This is a genomic window from Sphingomicrobium arenosum, from assembly GCF_026157085.1.
Taxonomy (GTDB): Bacteria; Pseudomonadota; Alphaproteobacteria; order Sphingomonadales; family Sphingomonadaceae; genus Sphingomicrobium; species Sphingomicrobium arenosum.
Genome location: NZ_JANPVN010000001.1, coordinates 2,152,800 through 2,168,566 on the forward strand (window position 1 = coordinate 2,152,800; position 15,767 = coordinate 2,168,566).

The following is a 15,767-nucleotide window of genomic DNA, read 5'->3' on the forward strand; positions in this document are numbered from 1 at the left end:
CGTCGGCCCTAGAGCGCGAAGCTTTCGCCGAGGTAGAGGCGCCGCACTTCGGCGTCGGCGACGAGTGCTTGAGGCGTGCCCTGAAACAGCACCTGCCCGTCATAGATGATGCAGGCGCGATCGACGATGTCGAGCATCTCGCGAACATTATGGTCGGTGATGAGGACGCCGATGTCGCGCTGCTTCAATTCCTTGATGAGGTCGCGAATGTCGCCGATCGACAAGGGGTCGATGCCCGCGAAAGGTTCGTCGAGCAGCATGATCGACGGGCTGGCGGCGAGCGCGCGGGCGATCTCGCAGCGGCGGCGCTCGCCCCCCGAGAGCGCCATCGCCGGGCTCTGGCGCAGGCGCTGGAGCCCGAATTCGTCGAGCAATTGCTCGAGCCGGGTCTCGCGCGCGGCGCGGTCGGGTTCGGAAATTTCGAGGACCGAGAGTATATTCTGTTCCACCGTCAGGCCGCGAAAGATCGAGGTTTCCTGCGGCAGATAGCCGAGGCCGAGGATGGCGCGGCGATACATGGGCAGGCCGGTGATGTCGTTTCCGTCAAGGACGATGCGACCCGAATCGGGGCGGACGAGACCCATGACCGAGTAGAAGCTCGTGGTCTTGCCCGCGCCATTGGGGCCGAGGAGGCCGACGACCTCGCCCCGCGCCACCGCCATCGACACGTCCTTCAGGACGACATTCTTGCCATAGCTCTTGGCGATCGAATTCACCTGGAGGCCGCGATAGGCGACTTCCTCCGGGACTTCGGAAAGGTCGGTCCGATGGAGGTCGGCCTGATCGTGCATCAATTGCGATCCGGCACGGTGAAGCGGCCGGTGACGCGCCCGCCGCGCTGGTCCACGCCGCGCGGACCGCCGTCGATGACCGCGCGGCCCGAATCGAGATCGATGGTCAGGCGCGAACCACGCAATTCGTTGCGGCCCTGGCGCAGCTCGACATCGCCGACCAGCGTGATGATGCCGCCATCGAGGTCGTAGACGGCATAGTCGCCGCGCGCGGTCTCGGCACCTGAGGAGACGGTCACCCCGCCCGAGGCGTCGAGCCGCTGGATGTCGATCCCGCCCTGCGAGGCGTAGGCGATCCTGAGCCGCGCGGTGCGCAGCGTGAGGCCCGCCTGCTGGACGACGACATTGCCGACGAACAGCGCACGATCGTCGCGGTCCTGCACCTCGATGCGATCGGCCGCAACCTCGACGGGCGCGCTGATGTCATGACCCGCGAGCGCCGAATTGGTGTCCTGCTTAAAGGCCGACGCACCGGTGGCGGCGGCGAGCAACAGGGCGGCGATGATCGATTTGGCATGCATATTGCTCATCTGACCGCCCCTTGCGCGATTTTCAAGCGGGCACGGCCCGTCAGTGCGACCGAACGGTCGTCGAGATCGGCGGCGAGCCCGCCTGCCGTGAAGGTGCCGAGCCGGGTTGCGCCCGAGACCGCGCCGTCGGACCGCAGCATCTTGGTATCGAGGTCGAGCGTGACGTCGGCGGTGTCGAGGCGATAGCCGTCGGGGCCAGTGACGCTGAGCCGGCCGGGCACGGCGATGATCTTGCGTTCTATGTCGTAGCGCGAGCGCGGGGCGCGGACGATGACAGGGCCGTCCTCGGTATCGAGCCGCGCCGCCATGCCCGCGATGTTGACGATCGGCACGCGGCTGGTTTCCTGCACCGCCTCATTGGCGACGATGAGGAATTTGCGCCCCTCGTCATCTTCGCCGCGATAGCGGGCCTTTTCCACCCGCATCCGCTCCTCGGCCTGGTCGACCTCGGTCTTGTCGAGGATAAAATTATTTTCCTCGCGATTGGAAAAGGGCGCGATCGTGAGGACGAGGAATATCGCCACGAAGGCGGCGGGCAGGAGCCATTTGGCGAGGCGGACGAGCGAATCGTGGCGGCTGCCCGGCTCGGCCCAGCGGCGCTTTTGCGCGCGTTCCTCTCGGGCCAGCTGGCTCATGCCTCTCCCTTAGCTGTGCGCCAGCAGGTCGACCTCGTCCCAACCCTCGAGGTCGAGCAGCGCTCGCGTGGGAAGGAAATCGAAGATGCCCTGCGCCAGTTCCATCCGGCTTTCCCGCAGGAGGCGGCGGTCGAGCTCTTCCTTGAGGCGATGGAGGAAGCGCACATCGGAAGCGGCATAGTCGCGTTGGGCCTCGGACAGGTCGGGCCCGCCCCAGTCGGATGACTGCTGCTGCTTGGAAATGTCTTCGGACAAGAGCTCCTTGACCAGTTCCTTGAGGCCATGGCGGTCGGTGTAGGTGCGCACGAGGCGGCTCGCGGTACGGGTGCAATAAAGCGGCGCCGCCATGATGCCGAGATAGGCAGCCATGATGCCGATGTCGAAGCGCGCGAAATGATAAAGCTTGAGGCGGTCCTCATCGCCGAGCAGCGCCTTCAGATTGGGCGCGGCATAGTCGGAATCGGGCGAGAATCGGACGAGATGTTCATCGCCGTTTCCGTCGGACAATTGGACGAGGCAGAGGCGGTCGCGGCCGGGCATGAGACCCATGGCTTCCGTATCGACCGCGATGGGCCCGTCGCCGAAGGTGACGTCGTCGGGGAGGTCTTCCTCGTGAAAATATACCGCCATTCCCGCAGCTTCCTCTCGTAGATACTCTGTTCTGGCGCGCTCATAGCCGGACCCCGGTGCGAGGACCAGACCCCCTGCCGCGGCGAAATGCCACGAAACGGTAGGAGTGACATGGTTTATCGTGTAAGCATGATCATGAATGCGGGCCGAATCCCGGATTCTTTCGCGGCGGGGGGATGGTCCCGGTAGGCCCCTGTCGCTCACGAGTTTTTCCGGGACGGAATGATAAAGTCTGGACGGGCATGGGTTACGATAGAGGGCGTAAGGGCGACCGCGGTGGACGTGGTCGTGACAAGCGTGAAGGCGGTTTCTTCGGCGAAGACAATTACCAGGAACGCGGCGGTTTCGACGACCGTAGCGGCGGTGGTGGCGGCGGCGGCTATCGCGGCGCTGGCGGCGGCGGTGGTTACCGCGGCGGCGGCGGCGGCGGCGGCGGCTATGGCGGCGGTGACCGCGGTGGTGGCTACGGCGGCGGCGGTGGCAGCGGCTACGGCGGCGGCGATCGTGGCGGCGGTTACGGCGGCGGCGGTGGCGGTGGCTATCGCGGCGGCGGTGGCGGCGGCGGCGGCGGCTATCGTGGCGGCGGTGGTGGCGGCATGCCCCCGCAGGTCGTCGGCGAAGGCAAGGGCGTCGTCAAATTCTTCAATCCGCAGAAGGGCTTCGGCTTCATCGTTCGCGATGACGGCGGCGAAGACGTCTTCGTGCACATCAGCGCGGTCGAGCAGGCGGGTCTTTCGGACCTTGCCGACGGCCAGCCGCTCAACTTCACCCTCGTCGATCGTGGCGGCCGCATCAGCGCGACCAACCTCGAGATCGAGGGCGAGCCGATGGCGGTCGAACGTGGCGGCGGCGGCGACCGAGGCCCGGGTGGCAACACCCGCGAGCTGACCGGTGAAACCGCGACCGGCACCGTGAAGTTCTTCAATGCCATGAAGGGCTTCGGCTTCATCCAGCGTGATGACGGCCAGCCCGATGCCTTCGTGCATATTTCGGCGGTCGAACGCGCCGGCCTTCCCTCGATCAACGAGGGCGACCGGTTCGAATTCGACCTCGAGGTCGACAAGCGCGGCAAATATGCCGCCGTGAACCTGAAGCCCTCGAGCTAGGGTTCGTACAGCGACCGAATGAATGACGCCGCTCCCTGACAAAGGGGGCGGCGTTTTTCGTGATGGGCGTGCGGCCCGATGCGTCGTCTGTCCACCACGACTGGTCTCACAAAAGAAAAAAGAGTGGTTGTGATGCAGCCGCAGGCATGAGAGCCTGCGCCGCAGATCAACCCTAACTTCCTAAAAAACCGGAGACTTTTCATGCTGACCCTCATGGCCCTCGCGCTTCAGGGCGCGCCGATCAGCGACGCCACCAGTCTCGAATATGACCTGCAGTGCGTCTCGGCGCTGTCCTTCGCGGCGCAGCAGGAGGGTGCGGACCGCGCCGGCCTGGTGCCGCTGTCGACCTTCTATCTCGGGCGCATCGATGCGCGCGGGGTGAGCGACGAGGCGATCGTTGCGGCGGCAAAGGCGGCCATGCCCAAGCTACAGGGCGCCGATGTCGGCGCGGTGCTCGAATCCTGTGCGGGGCGGATGGACGCCGCCAATTCGCGCATCGACGCGATCAATCGCGCCAACGGCTAGGCCGCCTCAGGTCACCAGCTTCTCGAGGCCGGCGATGGTGTCGGCCTCGTGCGCGGGCTTGTCGTCGCGGATGCGGGCGATGCGGGGGAAACGCATGGCGAGCCCCGACTTGTGCCGCGCCGAGGCGTGGATCGAATCGAAAGCGACCTCGAGGACAAGACTCTTGTCCACCTCGCGCACCGGCCCGAAGCGGTTGACGGTGTTGTTGCGCACGAACTTGTCGAGCCATTTGAGCTCCTCGTCGGTGAAGCCGAAATAGGCCTTGCCGACGGGGAGCAACTGGCCGTCCTCGGTCCAGCAGCCAAAGGTATAGTCGGAAAAGAAGCTCGAGCGTTTGCCGCTGCCGCGCTGGGCATACATCATGACGCAATCGGCAGTCAGCGGGTCGCGCTTCCATTTGTACCACAGGCCGGTGCGGCGCCCCGCGACATAGGGCGAATCGCGGCGCTTGAGCATCAAGCCCTCGACGCCCGAATCGCGGGCTTCGTCGCGCAGGGCCTCGAGATGGTCGAAGGAGCGCGCCTCGACGATCTCGCTGAGGTCGAAACGGTCGGGGTCGAGCCGGGGCAGGAAGGACTCGAGTTTCTCGCGGCGGTCGCTCCAGCCCAAAGCGCGCACGTCCTCCTTGCCGTGGATGAGGATATCGTAGAGGCGAACGAAGGCGGGTGCCTCCTTGAGCATCTTCGCGCTTACCGTCTTGCGCCCCAATCGTTGCTGGAGCGCGTTGAAACTGCCCGCTTCGCCGCCCTGATAATCGCCGCGTATCAGCAATTCGCCGTCGACCACGCCCTCTTCCTCGAAGGCGGCGCAGACGTCGGGAAAGCTGGCGCCGATATCATCGCCGGTGCGGCTATAGAGGCGGGTCTCACCGCCCGCGCGCACGAGTTGGACGCGGATCCCATCCCATTTCCATTCGGCGGCATAGTCGGCAAGGTCGATGCGCTCGTCATCCTCGAGCGGGTGGGCGAGCATGAAGGGCCGGAAGACGGGCAGGTCGGCGACGTCGGGCGGCTCGGTCCGCCCCTCGGCCCAGTCGAACAATTCGGTGAAGGGGGGCGCAAAGGCGTGCCAGACCTCTTCGACCTGGTCGACGTCGAGCTCGAAGGCTTGCGCAAAGGCAACCTTGGCGAGGCGCGCCGAGACGCCGACACGAAGCCCTCCGCTCGCCAGCTTGATCAGCGCATAGCGGCCCGAGGGGTCGAGATGGTCGAGCATGTCGGCCAAGAGGCGCGGCGCGTCGGCTTTCTTCGCCGCCGACAGCTGCGCGACCGCGTCGGACAGGCGGATGGTGCCATCGTCGATCATCGGTCGCCCGTCGGCGGCTTGGTCCCACAGGAGCGAGATCGTCTCCGCCGAATCGCCGACATAGTCGCGGCTCATCTTATAGAGAACGGGGTCGATCCGCTCCTCGGCCAGCGCGCGGATGGCGGCGGGTTTGACATGCGGGATATCCAGCGTATTGGTCAGCGCGGCAAGCGCCAGCCCGCGATCGGGATCGGGCTGGCTCTTGAGATAGTCACCGATCCGGCGCAGCTTGGCATTGCGGCTGCGCGTGTAGGTGAGGTCGTCGAGGAGCTGGCTGAACGGACGCATGGAGGCTCAACCCCTCGCCGCCGCGATTCGCTCCTACCCCTTTTGGGCGGCCTCGAAGAGGAACCAGGCGCGTTCTTCGGCGGCGTCGGTCCATTCATCGACGATGGCGCTGGTCGCATTGTCCTTGGCCGCGTCGGCGACATCTTTCAATTCGCGCAGGGACTCGACCAGCGCGAGATTGTCGTCGCGCAGTTCCTTGAGCATGGTGGCCGGAGCCACAAACTCCTCGTCATTGTCGGACAAGGTTTGGTGGCGGGCGATGTCGCCGATCGAGCGCAAGCTGGTGTTGCCCGTCTTGCGCACGCGTTCGGCAATGGCGTCGGTGGTGCCGAGAATGGCGGCCGCCTGCTCATCGAACATCAGGTGATAGTCGCGAAAATGCGGGCCCGAGACGTGCCAGTGAAAATTTTTGGTCTTGAGGTAGAGCGCATAGCTGTCGGCAAGCACGCGGTTGAGGCCCGAGGCGACATCCTCGATCTTGTTGGACTTGAGGTCGGTCGGGGTGGCCAGCTTGGCGGTCGTCATTGTCTTTCTCCGTTCAAATCGTCTCTTGGGCAGTCAACGAATGGCCGGGGCGCCGGGTTCTAGGGAGTTTGTCGCTCACAGGGATCGACCCGCTCACTTGACAGAATCGCGTCAATGCGACAAAGACGCGCTCGATCCGGGGCGGCCTGTTGCGCCGCCTTTCTTTTTTCACTGTTTTCTAGCGGGATAGACCATGGCCAAGCCGGCAACCGTCAAGATCAAGCTCGTCAGCACTGCCGACACGGGCTTCTTCTATGTCACCAAGAAGAATCCGCGGAACATCACCGAAAAGATGAGCTTCCGTAAATATGATCCCGTCGTGCGCAAGCATGTCGAGTTCAAGGAAGCCAAGATCAAGTAGTCCGGCTCGCTCGTCCTTCGGGAGGAGCGAATCGCCTTGATCGACGCACCGGTTCAGCCGGCAGCGGGAGGAACGGGGTCGCTTGCGGCCCCGTTTTCCTGCGTCTGCGAAACGGGCGCGGTGGCTTCCTCGGGACAATCCTCGGGAAGCGGGCCCTCGGCGAGCAGCGCATCGACGGTTTCGGCGAAACGCGCCACCGAGATGGGCTTGGAGACATAGGCCTGCGCACCCGCCTCGCGGATACGCTCGTCGTCGCCCTCTCCGGCATAGGCCGTCACCGCCATGATCGGCACGCGGCACAACTCCGCATCGGCGCGCAGGAGACGCATCAGCTCCATGCCGTCGACATGGGGCAGCTGGATGTCGGTGATGACGAGGTCGGGTTTCAGCTCGCGCGCGACGTCCATCGCCTCGCGGCTGTCGGTCACGCCGCGCGTGTCATGGCCATGCGCATTCAAAAGATCGCAGAACAGCTTGATGTTGAGGGCATTGTCCTCGACAATCATGATCCGAGCCATGTGGCGCACCCCGTTCACGCGAAAACCAACCGTTCCTCAGGCGCAATAGGCGATGATGCCCGAAAATCCAAACGATCCCCACATCTTGGGCCTTCGGGCGCTCGCCGCGACTCTGGGCGAACAGCGCAGGGCCGAGCGCTTGCTCAGCACCACCGGCCTCAGCGTCGAAGCGCTGCGCGCGGGAGCGAGCGATCCGACGATGCTGGCCGCCACCCTCGCTTTTCTCGAGGCGCACGAGCCTGACCTTCTCGACGTTGCCGCCGAAATCGGGGTGAGACCCGAGGAACTCGTGCGCGCCCATGCGTTGCTCGACCGATGAATAGGACGACGTCACGCGGCCAATCGCGGCCATTACTCATTTGCGACTGCGACGAGGTGCTACTGCACATGGTCGCACATTTCGAGGACTGGCTCGCCGAGAGCGAGGGAATCCGTTTCAACCTCGAGAGCGGCAAGTTCGCCGATGGGCTGACCTATCATGAGGGCGGTCATCTCGTGCCCGAGGAAGAGGTCTGGCCGCTGCTCGAGAAATTCTTCCGCGGCGAGATGCATCGCCAGACGCTGGTGCCGGGTGCCGCCGAGGCGCTGGGGGCGCTGGGCGAGCAGGGCGATATCGTCATCCTCACCAACATCGGCCATGAAGCGCATGGCTTCCGCGTCGAGCAGTTGAAGGGCTTCGGTCTCGATCACGAGGTGGTGACCAATCGCGGCGGCAAGGGACGCCCGGTGATGGAGCTGCTGCGAAAGCATCACCCGAGCCGGGCGGTGTTCGTCGACGACCTGTCGGTCCAGCACCGTTCGGTCGCCAAGCATGCGCCGGGCGTGAAGCGGCTGCACATGGTCGCCGAACCGCGCCTTGCCCCTGCCGTGCCGCCATCGCGCCATGCGCATGCGCGAATCGACGACTGGGGCCTGGCGACACAGTGGATTCTCGACCAATGGGGGAAAGCATGAGCCGTACTGCCTTCATCACCGGGGCGACCTCGGGCATCGGCGCAGCCTCGGCGCGCGCGCTCGCGGGCGAGGGCTGGCGGATCATCGGGCTGGGGCGCCGCAAGGACCGATTGGAGGCACTGGGCGAGGAATTGGGCGATGGCTTGCTGCCGATCACCGGCGACATGCGCGACCTCGAGGACCTGCAGCGCATCGTGCGCCAGCTGCCCGAGGATTGGCAGGGGGTGGACCTCCTTCTCAACAATGCCGGGCTCGCGCCGCCGATGGACGATTTTCAGGACGCCGAGCTCGAGGCGCAATTGAATGCCATGCACACCAACATGGACGGGCTGGTCACGTTGACGCGGGCGCTGCTGCCGAGCCTCATCGAGCGCAAGGGCAGCATCATCAACCTGTCGAGCGTGGCGGGAAGCTATCCCTATCGCGGCGGCGCGGTCTATGGCGCGACCAAGGCCTTCCTGACGCAATTCGGGCTGAGCCTGCGTAGCGATCTGTCCGGCACCGGGGTGCGCGTGGTGTCGATCGAGCCGGGCATGGTCGAGACCGAATTCACGCTGGTGCGCAATGGCGGCGATCACGCCGCGTCCGACCAGCTTTATGCCGACATGGCGCCGCTGACCGCGCAGGACATTGCCGAGACCGTGCGCTGGTGCGCGATGCTGCCCGCTCATGTGAACATCAACCGGCTCGAAGTCATGCCGACCAACCAGAGTTTCGCGGGCTTTGCCGTGCACCGCGAGTCTTGACGCTGACACGCGCAGGAGGCAGGGCGAGGCCATGTCGATCGAAGCAAAACTGCAAGAGCTGGGCATCACCCTGCCCGAACCCGCCGCCCCGGTGGCGTCCTACCTTCCCGCGGTCGAAGCGGGCGGTTTCCTCCACGTCTCGGGCCAGATCTCGATGCGCGAGGATGGCTCGCTCATTCTCGGCACGCTGGGCGAGGACGTCAATCTCGACGGCGGCATCGCGGCGGCGCGGCGCTGCGGGATCATGTTGATTGCGCAGATGAAGGCGGCGCTGGGCGACCTCGACCGGGTCGAGAAGATCGTCAAGCTGGGCGGCTTCGTCAATTCGGCGAGCGACTTCACCGACCAGCCCAAGGTCGTCAACGGCGCGTCGGACCTGATGCAGGAGGTGTTCGGCGAGGCCGGGCGTCATGCGCGCTCGGCAGTCGGCGTTAACACCCTCCCCCTCGGCGTCGCGGTCGAGGTCGATGCGATCGTCAAGATCAGGGACTGATCCCCTCGATCCCGGGCCGGGTGGGTTCGCCCACCGCGGCCTGCATGACGAATCGATTCCGGAAAATTCGCTGGCAGCCTTCGAGGCGGCGATCGCGCGGGGCTGCGGCATCGAATGCGATATCCAGCTGTCGGGCTGCCACACCGCCATGGTCTTTCACGACCGCGACGGGAGGCGTTTGTGCGGTAACGAGCACCGGCTGGCGGACCATGATGCGCAAACGATCGGCGGATGGTCGATCGGCACGTCCGCCGAGCGGGTCCCGAGCCTCGCGCAGTTGCTCGAGCTGGTCGACGGGCGCGTGCCGATCCTCGTCGAATTGAAGGAAGAGCACCGCAATGGCGAACGGGTCGCGGCGGCCGCTTTGCGCGCGCTCAGCGGCTACGAGGGGCCGGTCGGGGTGATGAGCTTTTCCGCGCGGGCGATGCGCTTCGTGCGGATCACCGCGCCCGAGGTGCGGCGTGGACTCGTTCTGTCGGACCGTGACGTCGCGCTGCGACGCTGGGACAAGAGGCAACGCGCGCAGCCGCAGTTTCTCGCGGTGAAGGTCAGCCTCGTCGACCGGGGTTGGGTGCAATCGGCGCGCGGCGAGATGCCGGTCTACAGCTGGACCGCGCGCACGCCCGAACAGGCGGCAAGGCTTGCCAAGTTCGTCGACGCCCCCATCTGGGAAGGCGATGGCGACCCGCGAACCCGACCCTGAATTGAGCGCGCGGCTGCTGGCGTCGATCCATGGCGTCTCGGCAGATCGGTGGGACGCGCTGGCGGGCACGGCTGATCCGTTCGTCGGCCATGCATTTCTGTCGCTCCTCGAGGATACCTTGAGCGTCGGCGAGGGGACGGGATGGTCGCCGCTGTACATGCTCGTCGATCGCGAGGGCGAGGTCGTGGGCGCGGCGCCCGCCTATCTCAAGGCACACAGCCAAGGCGAATATGTCTTCGATCACGGCTGGGCCGATGCCTATGATCGGGCGGGCGGCGACTATTATCCCAAGCTCCAGGTGGCGGTGCCATTCACCCCCTGTCCGGGACCCAGATTGCTGGGGGATCGGGCGGCGCTTATCGCGGGGCTCGAGGCGGCGGCGGTACAGAACGGGCTGTCCGGGGTTCATGCGACCTTTATCGAAGAGGCCGACCGCGAGGCGTTCACAGCGCGCGGCTGGCTGGTCCGCGAAGGCGTGCAGTTTCATTGGCGAAACCGCGGCTATGCGACGTTCGACGACTTTCTCGCCCAGCTGTCGAGCAATCGGCGCAAGAATATTCGCAAGGAGCGGGCGCGCAGCGTGGAGGGGCTGGAGATCGAGACGCTGCGCGGCGCCGAGATCGGACCCGAGGCGGTCGAGGCGATGTGGCATTTCTATCAGGATACGGGGAGCCGCAAATGGGGCTTCCCCTATCTGACGCGCGCCTTTTTCGACGGCATGGTCGAGGCGCTGGGCGATGCGCTGCTGCTGTTCCTCGCGCGCGAGGAGGGGGTGCCGGTGGCAGGCGCGCTCAACCTCGTCGGCGCCGACACGCTCTACGGGCGCTATTGGGGGACGGTGGTGGACCGGCCCGGATTGCACTTCGAACTGAGCTATTATCGCGCCATCGACTGGGCGATCGCGCATGGGCTCAAGACCGTGCAAGCCGGCGCCCAAGGCGAGCATAAGCTGATGCGGGGATACGAGCCCGTTCGCACCTATAGCGCGCATTACCTGCCCGACCCCGGATTTCGCGCGGCGGTGGCGGATTTCCTCGAGCGCGAGAAAGTGGCGGTGACGCAGGAGTTGGCGTGGGCGGCCGAGCAACTGCCCTTCCGCAAGGGCTGAACCCTATTCTTCGCCGAAGACAGCGACCTCGCGGGTCCCGTCGTGCGCGGCAAGGCCGCGGTACATGCCGGGCGTGGTAAAGCTCCATGCGGCATCGCCCTCGGGGGAGACTGCGATGAGGCCGCCAGTGCCACCCATCTCGCTGATCTCGGCCAGCACGTCGTCGAGCGCCTTTTGCAGATCATGGCCGCAAAAACGCATGCGCGCGCAAATTTCGTGCGCGGCGGCGGCGCGGATGAAGATTTCGCCGAGCCCGGTGGCCGACACGGCGGCGGCACGATCGTCGGCATAGGTGCCCGCGCCGATCAAGGGCGAGTCGCCGATGCGGCCCCATTTCTTGGCGGTGAGCCCGCCCGTCGAGGTGGCGGCGGCGACATGGCCGTTTGCATCGACCGCGACCGCGCCGATGGTGCCATATTTGATCTCGGCATCGAAGGCGTCGTGGCCGCGCGCGAGAAGCTCGTCCAATTGGCGGCGCCGCTCGGGGGTGACGAACCAGCTGTTGGCAACCTGTTCGAGCCCGGCCTCGCGAGCGAATTCGTCGGCGCCTTCCTTCGCGATGAGGACATGCGGGCTGTCCTCCATCACCTTGCGCGCGGCGCTGATCGGGGCCCGCGTCGAGCGCAGCCCTGCGACCGCCCCGGCGTGGCGGCCGTTGCCGTCCATGATCGCGGCGTCGCATTCGACATGGCCGTCGGCGGCCAGCACGCTGCCACGCCCGGCGTTGAAGGCGGGATCTTCCTCGAGCACTCGGGCGGCGGCCTCGACCGCATCGACCGCGCTGCCGCCGTCAGATAGGATCGCCGCGCCCGCTTCGAGCGCATCGGACAGGCCGGCGCGCGCATCGCGTTCGTGCTGGGGGTCGAGATGGCCTGGCCGCATCGCGCCGGAGCCGCCATGGATCATGAGCTTCCACATGGCGACCGGCCTAGACCGGGTAGAGGCAATTTGCCAAGGCGCGTGGGTTAAGACGGCGACAAGAATATCTGATATCTATTTTTCATTCACCGCGTTATGAACGCGCATGGCCCAGCGCAAAGCCTATCCCCTGCGGCTCGACCCCGCCCTGTTCGACAAGATCGAGATGCTGGCGGGAATCGAATTGCGCTCGACAAATGCCGAGATCGAGGCCCTATTGGTCGAGGCCCTGCGCGCGCGCGGCGTCAGGGTCGATGCGCCGCCCCCGGTGCGGCGCGGACGTCCGCGCAAGCAGGAGGGCGAGTGATGAAAGACGGGTCGAACGGCTGGTTCTATGCCAAGCGCTACGGCTATGGCGCGGGGTGGCCGCGAAGCTGGCAGGGCTGGGTCGTACTGGTGCTTTATCTTTCCTCGGCGCTGGCCGCCGCCTTGCTCCTCGCCGAGAGCAGCATGATCGCCTTTATCGCGGTGATGGCCGCGCTGACGGGCGCGTTCCTCATCATCGCCAAGAGGACAACGACGGGCGGCTGGAAATGGCGCATGGGCGAGGACCGCGAAGGCGGCACCTGGTAGGCGTCAGTCTGCGTCGACAGCGCAGGGATTGCCCGAGGGCAACCTGTGGAGCCGCTCGAGATAGTCCTCCATCGGGTCCATTCCCATCTCGGCACGCCGCTCGGCGAGACCCTCGGGGTCGATGAGCCCATTGGGGATGTGCCGCTCGCCATCGCATTGATGCGGGTCGCGGAATTGCGAACCGTACAGCTGTTCCCCGCGCAATTCGATCATCACCCGGTCGGTGAGCATGGCGACCTGGTGCGGCTTGACGTTCCCGCGAGCAAGCGCCGCGCGCATGGCGTCGAGCGCGTCGAGCTGGAACCACGGCACCCCGTCGGCATGCTGGACGGTATAGAAGAGCGCTGTCTGCTCATCGACGGTCAGCGTGTCGGCCGCTGGCCATCCATCGGCGAGTATCGGTTTGACCAGCGTGACATTCCGCCGGATCTCGCGGTCGATGGCGTCGCGATAGACCTGCCACGCCAATTTGCGCTCTGCCGCATCCAGCCCGTCGCGAGGGGCGGCGAAGAAATCGCTCATGAAGAATTGATCGGTCGTCTCGACAAGCGGCGAGACCACACGCGCATAATGCGGGGACGCGGGGTCGGGCGTGACGGCGCGCACGGCATCGATGACGGCATAGCGGTGGGCGAGATACGCTTCCCAGCGTCCGAGTGCCTCAAGGAAGGTCGCGCGATCGTCGAACTCTTCGACCGTCTCGCGCCAATCGGGGTGGAGCGCGCCGCATTCAGCGATGGAATAGGTGATCGGCTGCGTTTGCTCCATGCCCCGCTTGGCCACCTCGGCCTCCGAACGCGCCTGGCCCCAGTCACGGCATTGAGCATGCCAGGCCATCGCCTCGGCATAGAGGACGCGTTCTTCGGACGGGGCGTCGGCGAAGGCGCCGCCGAGCCACTCGAGCCCGCCGCTGCGCTTGAATTCGCCATGCTCCGCCAGATAGGGCGCGAGCGCTTCGGGCGGCGCGGGCGCGGGGCCCGGGTCGGTGAAAGCGATGGCGACAGCAATAGTCAGCAGCATGAACGTCTCCCTCTGGCGCGAAGGCTATGGGGAGGAAGGGGGCTGTCGCCCGGCTTTCTACGAACAGCGGGTCAGAAGCGACGGAAGCGAGGGGCCGTGCCGTCGATCAGCGCCTCATCGAGCAGGCGGGCAAGGCGCATGCCGCCCTTGACCGCGCTCACCCGCATCACCGGGATCAGCGTCTCGATGTCGGCCTGGCTGAGCACCGGGCGCTCGACCTCGGCATCGCACGGGTCGGCATCGAGGAGCAGCGGATAGGCATAGTCCTTCGACACCGTCCACATCTCGCGGCTCCAGTCGACGACGTCGCCTGCCTTGAAACCATCGAGCTCGGCGCGGCTATACCCGGTGACGATCCCCTCCGGCCCGCCAGGAGGCGTGGTGAAGCTGCGCTCGGCGAGATAGCCGTCCCAGATGGCGTGGAGATTGGTCTCGGGGATGAGGCCGTAATGGGCGTCGACCGCATTGCCGCCGCGGTCGGCCATGTCGCCCGCGTGCATCGGCTGGTGCAGGTCGCCGACGAAATGGAGGAGGAAGGCGAGCGCCTCGACGCGCACGCTGGTGGGCAGGCTCTTGTCAGCGAGCAGGCGGGCGTTGCGCTCGACCTGTGCGGCGACGCAATTGCCGCCCTCGCAGGGCGGGCCGAGGTCGAAGGGCTTGCAGATGTTGACATTCTGATAGTGCCACGGCGAGGCATAGCCATAGCGGTCGGGCATGCCCTTGATACAATCGGCCCAGATGCTGGCGAGTTCGACGGTGTCGATCGGGCATTCGTCGGTCTCGAGCCGATCGCCCTCGGCAAGCAGCGCGAGGATCGCGGCGCGCGTTTCGGGGCGTACCTCATTGAGGGCGATGCGCGCGACGAGGCCGTGGCCATATTCCCAATAAGCGGCGGCCGGGCTCGCGATGAACAGCGATGCGGCCGTGCACAGGGCCGCGAGGAAACGGATCATTCTTCGTCCTTGTAGATGGCGACGGCGCGCCAGCCTTGGCTGGTCGAATGGCCGCGATACATGCCGGGTGTGTCGAAGCTGTAGATGGGCGCACCAGTCGAGGAAAGTCCGATAACGCCGCCCGATCCGTCGAGTTCGCCGACGCGGGCGATCAGGTGATCGGCAGCCCGCTGCAGCTGTTGATGCGGGGCGAGCGGGATGATCAGCGTCGTGCCGCGTTTCGCCAATTCCTCGGCGGGCGGCGTGGCGGAAACGTCCATCGTGCAGATGGCGTGAGCGACCGACAAACGGATGAATTTCTCGCCCGTCCCCGTCGCCGAAATGCCGCAGCGGTCGTTGGCATAGGTGCCCGCGCCGATGATGGGCGAATCGCCGATGCGGCCCCAGCGCTTGCCGGTCATGCCGCCGGTCGAGGTGCCAGCGCTGATGACGCCATGCACGTCGAGCGCGACCGCGCCGACGGTGCCGAACTTATGGTCGATGTCGAGCTGGCTGAGCTGTTCCTGCGCCTCTACATGCGCCTTGTAGCGAATCAGCGCGTCGTGGCGCTCCTGCGTGTAGAAATAGGCGGGGTCGACCTGTTCGAGGCCCTTTTGCGTCGCGAAGGTGTCGGCGCCTTCGCCCGAGAGGAGGACGTGGGGGCTGTCCTCCATCACCGCGCGCGCCGCGAGGATGGGGTGGCGGGTGGTCGACAGGCCCGCGACCGCGCCGGCCTCCAGCGTGTCGCCGCGCATGATCGAGGCGTCGAGGCTGTTGGTACCTTCCCAGGTAAAGACCGCGCCGCGCCCCGCATTGAAATTGGGGTCGTCCTCTAGCAGCGTGATCGCAGCGGTCACGGCGTCCATCGACGAGCCGCCATCGCGTAGCACCGCTTCGCCTGCTCGCAGAGCCGCATCGAGCGCGGCGCGAATTTCGGCATCCTTCTCGGCGCTCATATTCTCGCGCAGGATCGTGCCCGCGCCGCCATGGATGACGATCGACCAGCGCGGTTCGGAAGTCGGCGCTTCATCGTGATGGTCGGCGGCGTCGGTGGCGGCAGCAGTGGCCAGCGTCAGGGCGATCAGAAGCGACATGAAGGTCTCCTA

The 15,767-nt window shown here is 66.0% G+C and carries 21 protein-coding genes and 1 pseudogene; 11 read left to right on the forward strand and 11 right to left on the reverse strand.

What is annotated here, in order from left to right; genetic code table 11:
* Positions 1–8 precede the first annotated feature (8 nt).
* From lptB to NUW51_RS10805, 4 genes are read right to left on the reverse strand one after another with little or no spacing between them, the layout of a single operon-like run.
* Entirely contained in the window at positions 9–791 is a 783-nt protein-coding gene (lptB, locus tag NUW51_RS10790) for an LPS export ABC transporter ATP-binding protein (protein WP_265587529.1), read from the reverse strand.
* Positions 791–1,321: an LptA/OstA family protein gene (locus tag NUW51_RS10795; protein ID WP_265587530.1), complete on the reverse strand. Its 531-nt coding sequence runs from the start codon at positions 1,319–1,321 to the stop codon at positions 791–793. Before NUW51_RS10795 ends, lptB begins: the two co-directional genes overlap by 1 nt.
* The gene (lptC, locus tag NUW51_RS10800; RefSeq protein ID WP_265587531.1) at positions 1,318–1,956 is read right to left on the reverse strand and encodes an LPS export ABC transporter periplasmic protein LptC; all 639 of its coding nucleotides are present in this window, start codon (positions 1,954–1,956) and stop codon (positions 1,318–1,320) included. The genes NUW51_RS10795 and lptC overlap by 4 nt, the downstream gene beginning before the upstream one ends.
* A gap of 9 nt (positions 1,957–1,965) precedes the next feature.
* Positions 1,966–2,586 (reverse strand): ribonuclease D, encoded by a 621-nt coding sequence (locus NUW51_RS10805; RefSeq protein ID WP_265587532.1) that lies wholly within the window; start codon positions 2,584–2,586, stop codon positions 1,966–1,968.
* A gap of 242 nt (positions 2,587–2,828) precedes the next feature.
* On the opposite strand from NUW51_RS10805, the gene NUW51_RS12850 reads away from it, so the two are divergent.
* Both NUW51_RS12850 and NUW51_RS10820 read left to right on the forward strand, forming a co-directional pair.
* Entirely contained in the window at positions 2,829–3,692 is an 864-nt protein-coding gene (locus NUW51_RS12850) for a cold-shock protein (protein WP_322597089.1), read from the forward strand.
* 201 nt (positions 3,693–3,893) lie between these two features.
* Complete coding sequence (locus NUW51_RS10820) at positions 3,894–4,217, forward strand: hypothetical protein (RefSeq protein WP_265587533.1); 324 nt, start codon at positions 3,894–3,896, stop codon at positions 4,215–4,217.
* A gap of 6 nt (positions 4,218–4,223) precedes the next feature.
* On the opposite strand, the gene NUW51_RS10825 is transcribed toward NUW51_RS10820, so the two are convergent.
* Both NUW51_RS10825 and NUW51_RS10830 read right to left on the reverse strand, forming a co-directional pair.
* Positions 4,224–5,810, reverse strand: coding sequence for a cisplatin damage response ATP-dependent DNA ligase (locus tag NUW51_RS10825; protein WP_265587534.1), 1,587 nt, complete (start codon positions 5,808–5,810; stop codon positions 4,224–4,226).
* A gap of 33 nt (positions 5,811–5,843) precedes the next feature.
* The gene (locus tag NUW51_RS10830) at positions 5,844–6,335 is read right to left on the reverse strand and encodes a Dps family protein (RefSeq protein ID WP_265587535.1); all 492 of its coding nucleotides are present in this window, start codon (positions 6,333–6,335) and stop codon (positions 5,844–5,846) included.
* A gap of 193 nt (positions 6,336–6,528) precedes the next feature.
* Here NUW51_RS10830 and rpmG point away from each other — a divergent pair, with 193 nt between their 5' ends.
* Entirely contained in the window at positions 6,529–6,696 is a 168-nt protein-coding gene (gene rpmG, locus NUW51_RS10835) for a 50S ribosomal protein L33 (protein ID WP_265587536.1), read from the forward strand.
* A gap of 161 nt (positions 6,697–6,857) precedes the next feature.
* On the opposite strand, the pseudogene NUW51_RS10840 reads toward rpmG, so the two are convergent.
* Positions 6,858–7,214: pseudogene (locus tag NUW51_RS10840) on the reverse strand (response regulator); the annotation flags it as partial.
* A 52-nt stretch (positions 7,215–7,266) separates the two neighbouring features.
* Here NUW51_RS10840 and NUW51_RS10845 point away from each other — a divergent pair.
* The 6 genes from NUW51_RS10845 (at position 7,267) to NUW51_RS10870 (ending at position 11,218) form a co-directional block, all read left to right on the forward strand.
* On the forward strand, positions 7,267–7,533 hold the full coding sequence (locus NUW51_RS10845; protein WP_265587537.1) for a DUF3572 family protein: 267 nt from the start codon (positions 7,267–7,269) through the stop codon (positions 7,531–7,533).
* A gap of 68 nt (positions 7,534–7,601) precedes the next feature.
* Complete coding sequence (locus NUW51_RS10850; protein WP_265587538.1) at positions 7,602–8,168, forward strand: HAD family hydrolase; 567 nt, start codon at positions 7,602–7,604, stop codon at positions 8,166–8,168.
* On the forward strand, positions 8,165–8,914 hold the full coding sequence (locus tag NUW51_RS10855; protein WP_265587539.1) for an SDR family NAD(P)-dependent oxidoreductase: 750 nt from the start codon (positions 8,165–8,167) through the stop codon (positions 8,912–8,914). The genes NUW51_RS10850 and NUW51_RS10855 overlap by 4 nt, the downstream gene beginning before the upstream one ends.
* 31 nt (positions 8,915–8,945) lie before the next feature.
* Positions 8,946–9,407: a RidA family protein gene (locus tag NUW51_RS10860; RefSeq protein WP_265587540.1), complete on the forward strand. Its 462-nt coding sequence runs from the start codon at positions 8,946–8,948 to the stop codon at positions 9,405–9,407.
* On the forward strand, positions 9,382–10,110 hold the full coding sequence (locus NUW51_RS10865; RefSeq protein ID WP_265587541.1) for a glycerophosphodiester phosphodiesterase family protein: 729 nt from the start codon (positions 9,382–9,384) through the stop codon (positions 10,108–10,110). Before NUW51_RS10860 ends, NUW51_RS10865 begins: the two co-directional genes overlap by 26 nt.
* On the forward strand, positions 10,085–11,218 hold the full coding sequence (locus tag NUW51_RS10870) for a GNAT family N-acetyltransferase (RefSeq protein WP_265587542.1): 1,134 nt from the start codon (positions 10,085–10,087) through the stop codon (positions 11,216–11,218). Before NUW51_RS10865 ends, NUW51_RS10870 begins: the two co-directional genes overlap by 26 nt.
* 3 nt (positions 11,219–11,221) lie before the next feature.
* Here the strand turns inward: NUW51_RS10870 and NUW51_RS10875 are convergent, their stop codons facing one another.
* Positions 11,222–12,136, reverse strand: coding sequence for an isoaspartyl peptidase/L-asparaginase family protein (locus tag NUW51_RS10875; protein ID WP_265587543.1), 915 nt, complete (start codon positions 12,134–12,136; stop codon positions 11,222–11,224).
* 106 nt (positions 12,137–12,242) lie between these two features.
* On the opposite strand from NUW51_RS10875, the gene NUW51_RS10880 reads away from it, so the two are divergent.
* Entirely contained in the window at positions 12,243–12,443 is a 201-nt protein-coding gene (locus NUW51_RS10880; RefSeq protein ID WP_265587544.1) for a toxin-antitoxin system HicB family antitoxin, read from the forward strand.
* Positions 12,443–12,709: a hypothetical protein gene (locus NUW51_RS10885; RefSeq protein ID WP_265587545.1), complete on the forward strand. Its 267-nt coding sequence runs from the start codon at positions 12,443–12,445 to the stop codon at positions 12,707–12,709. Before NUW51_RS10880 ends, NUW51_RS10885 begins: the two co-directional genes overlap by 1 nt.
* A 3-nt stretch (positions 12,710–12,712) precedes the next feature.
* Here NUW51_RS10885 and NUW51_RS10890 read toward each other — a convergent pair whose 3' ends face one another.
* The 3 genes from NUW51_RS10890 to NUW51_RS10900 form a co-directional block, all read right to left on the reverse strand.
* Positions 12,713–13,729 (reverse strand): DUF6624 domain-containing protein, encoded by a 1,017-nt coding sequence (locus tag NUW51_RS10890; protein WP_265587546.1) that lies wholly within the window; start codon positions 13,727–13,729, stop codon positions 12,713–12,715.
* A gap of 71 nt (positions 13,730–13,800) precedes the next feature.
* Positions 13,801–14,682 (reverse strand): S1/P1 nuclease, encoded by an 882-nt coding sequence (locus tag NUW51_RS10895; RefSeq protein ID WP_265587547.1) that lies wholly within the window; start codon positions 14,680–14,682, stop codon positions 13,801–13,803.
* The gene (locus NUW51_RS10900; protein ID WP_265587548.1) at positions 14,679–15,755 is read right to left on the reverse strand and encodes an isoaspartyl peptidase/L-asparaginase family protein; all 1,077 of its coding nucleotides are present in this window, start codon (positions 15,753–15,755) and stop codon (positions 14,679–14,681) included. Before NUW51_RS10900 ends, NUW51_RS10895 begins: the two co-directional genes overlap by 4 nt.
* Positions 15,756–15,767 lie beyond the last annotated feature (12 nt).

Excerpts from the sequence above, each read along its gene's own strand:
- lptB (WP_265587529.1), bottom strand. The coding sequence starts at position 791 with ATGCACGATCAGGCCGACCTCCATCGGACCGACCTTTCCGAAGTCCCG.
- NUW51_RS10795 (WP_265587530.1), bottom strand. The coding sequence starts at position 1,321 with ATGAGCAATATGCATGCCAAATCGATCATCGCCGCCCTGTTGCTCGCC.
- lptC (WP_265587531.1), bottom strand. The coding sequence starts at position 1,956 with ATGAGCCAGCTGGCCCGAGAGGAACGCGCGCAAAAGCGCCGCTGGGCC.
- NUW51_RS10805 (WP_265587532.1), bottom strand. The coding sequence starts at position 2,586 with ATGGCGGTATATTTTCACGAGGAAGACCTCCCCGACGACGTCACCTTC.
- NUW51_RS12850 (WP_322597089.1), top strand. The coding sequence starts at position 2,829 with ATGGGTTACGATAGAGGGCGTAAGGGCGACCGCGGTGGACGTGGTCGT.
- NUW51_RS10820 (WP_265587533.1), top strand. The coding sequence starts at position 3,894 with ATGCTGACCCTCATGGCCCTCGCGCTTCAGGGCGCGCCGATCAGCGAC.
- NUW51_RS10825 (WP_265587534.1), bottom strand. The coding sequence starts at position 5,810 with ATGCGTCCGTTCAGCCAGCTCCTCGACGACCTCACCTACACGCGCAGC.
- NUW51_RS10830 (WP_265587535.1), bottom strand. The coding sequence starts at position 6,335 with ATGACGACCGCCAAGCTGGCCACCCCGACCGACCTCAAGTCCAACAAG.
- rpmG (WP_265587536.1), top strand. The coding sequence starts at position 6,529 with ATGGCCAAGCCGGCAACCGTCAAGATCAAGCTCGTCAGCACTGCCGAC.
- NUW51_RS10845 (WP_265587537.1), top strand. The coding sequence starts at position 7,267 with ATGATGCCCGAAAATCCAAACGATCCCCACATCTTGGGCCTTCGGGCG.
- NUW51_RS10850 (WP_265587538.1), top strand. The coding sequence starts at position 7,602 with ATGGTCGCACATTTCGAGGACTGGCTCGCCGAGAGCGAGGGAATCCGT.
- NUW51_RS10855 (WP_265587539.1), top strand. The coding sequence starts at position 8,165 with ATGAGCCGTACTGCCTTCATCACCGGGGCGACCTCGGGCATCGGCGCA.
- NUW51_RS10860 (WP_265587540.1), top strand. The coding sequence starts at position 8,946 with ATGTCGATCGAAGCAAAACTGCAAGAGCTGGGCATCACCCTGCCCGAA.
- NUW51_RS10865 (WP_265587541.1), top strand. The coding sequence starts at position 9,382 with ATGCGATCGTCAAGATCAGGGACTGATCCCCTCGATCCCGGGCCGGGT.
- NUW51_RS10870 (WP_265587542.1), top strand. The coding sequence starts at position 10,085 with ATGGCGACCCGCGAACCCGACCCTGAATTGAGCGCGCGGCTGCTGGCG.
- NUW51_RS10875 (WP_265587543.1), bottom strand. The coding sequence starts at position 12,136 with ATGTGGAAGCTCATGATCCATGGCGGCTCCGGCGCGATGCGGCCAGGC.
- NUW51_RS10880 (WP_265587544.1), top strand. The coding sequence starts at position 12,243 with ATGGCCCAGCGCAAAGCCTATCCCCTGCGGCTCGACCCCGCCCTGTTC.
- NUW51_RS10885 (WP_265587545.1), top strand. The coding sequence starts at position 12,443 with ATGAAAGACGGGTCGAACGGCTGGTTCTATGCCAAGCGCTACGGCTAT.
- NUW51_RS10890 (WP_265587546.1), bottom strand. The coding sequence starts at position 13,729 with ATGCTGCTGACTATTGCTGTCGCCATCGCTTTCACCGACCCGGGCCCC.
- NUW51_RS10895 (WP_265587547.1), bottom strand. The coding sequence starts at position 14,682 with ATGATCCGTTTCCTCGCGGCCCTGTGCACGGCCGCATCGCTGTTCATC.
- NUW51_RS10900 (WP_265587548.1), bottom strand. The coding sequence starts at position 15,755 with ATGTCGCTTCTGATCGCCCTGACGCTGGCCACTGCTGCCGCCACCGAC.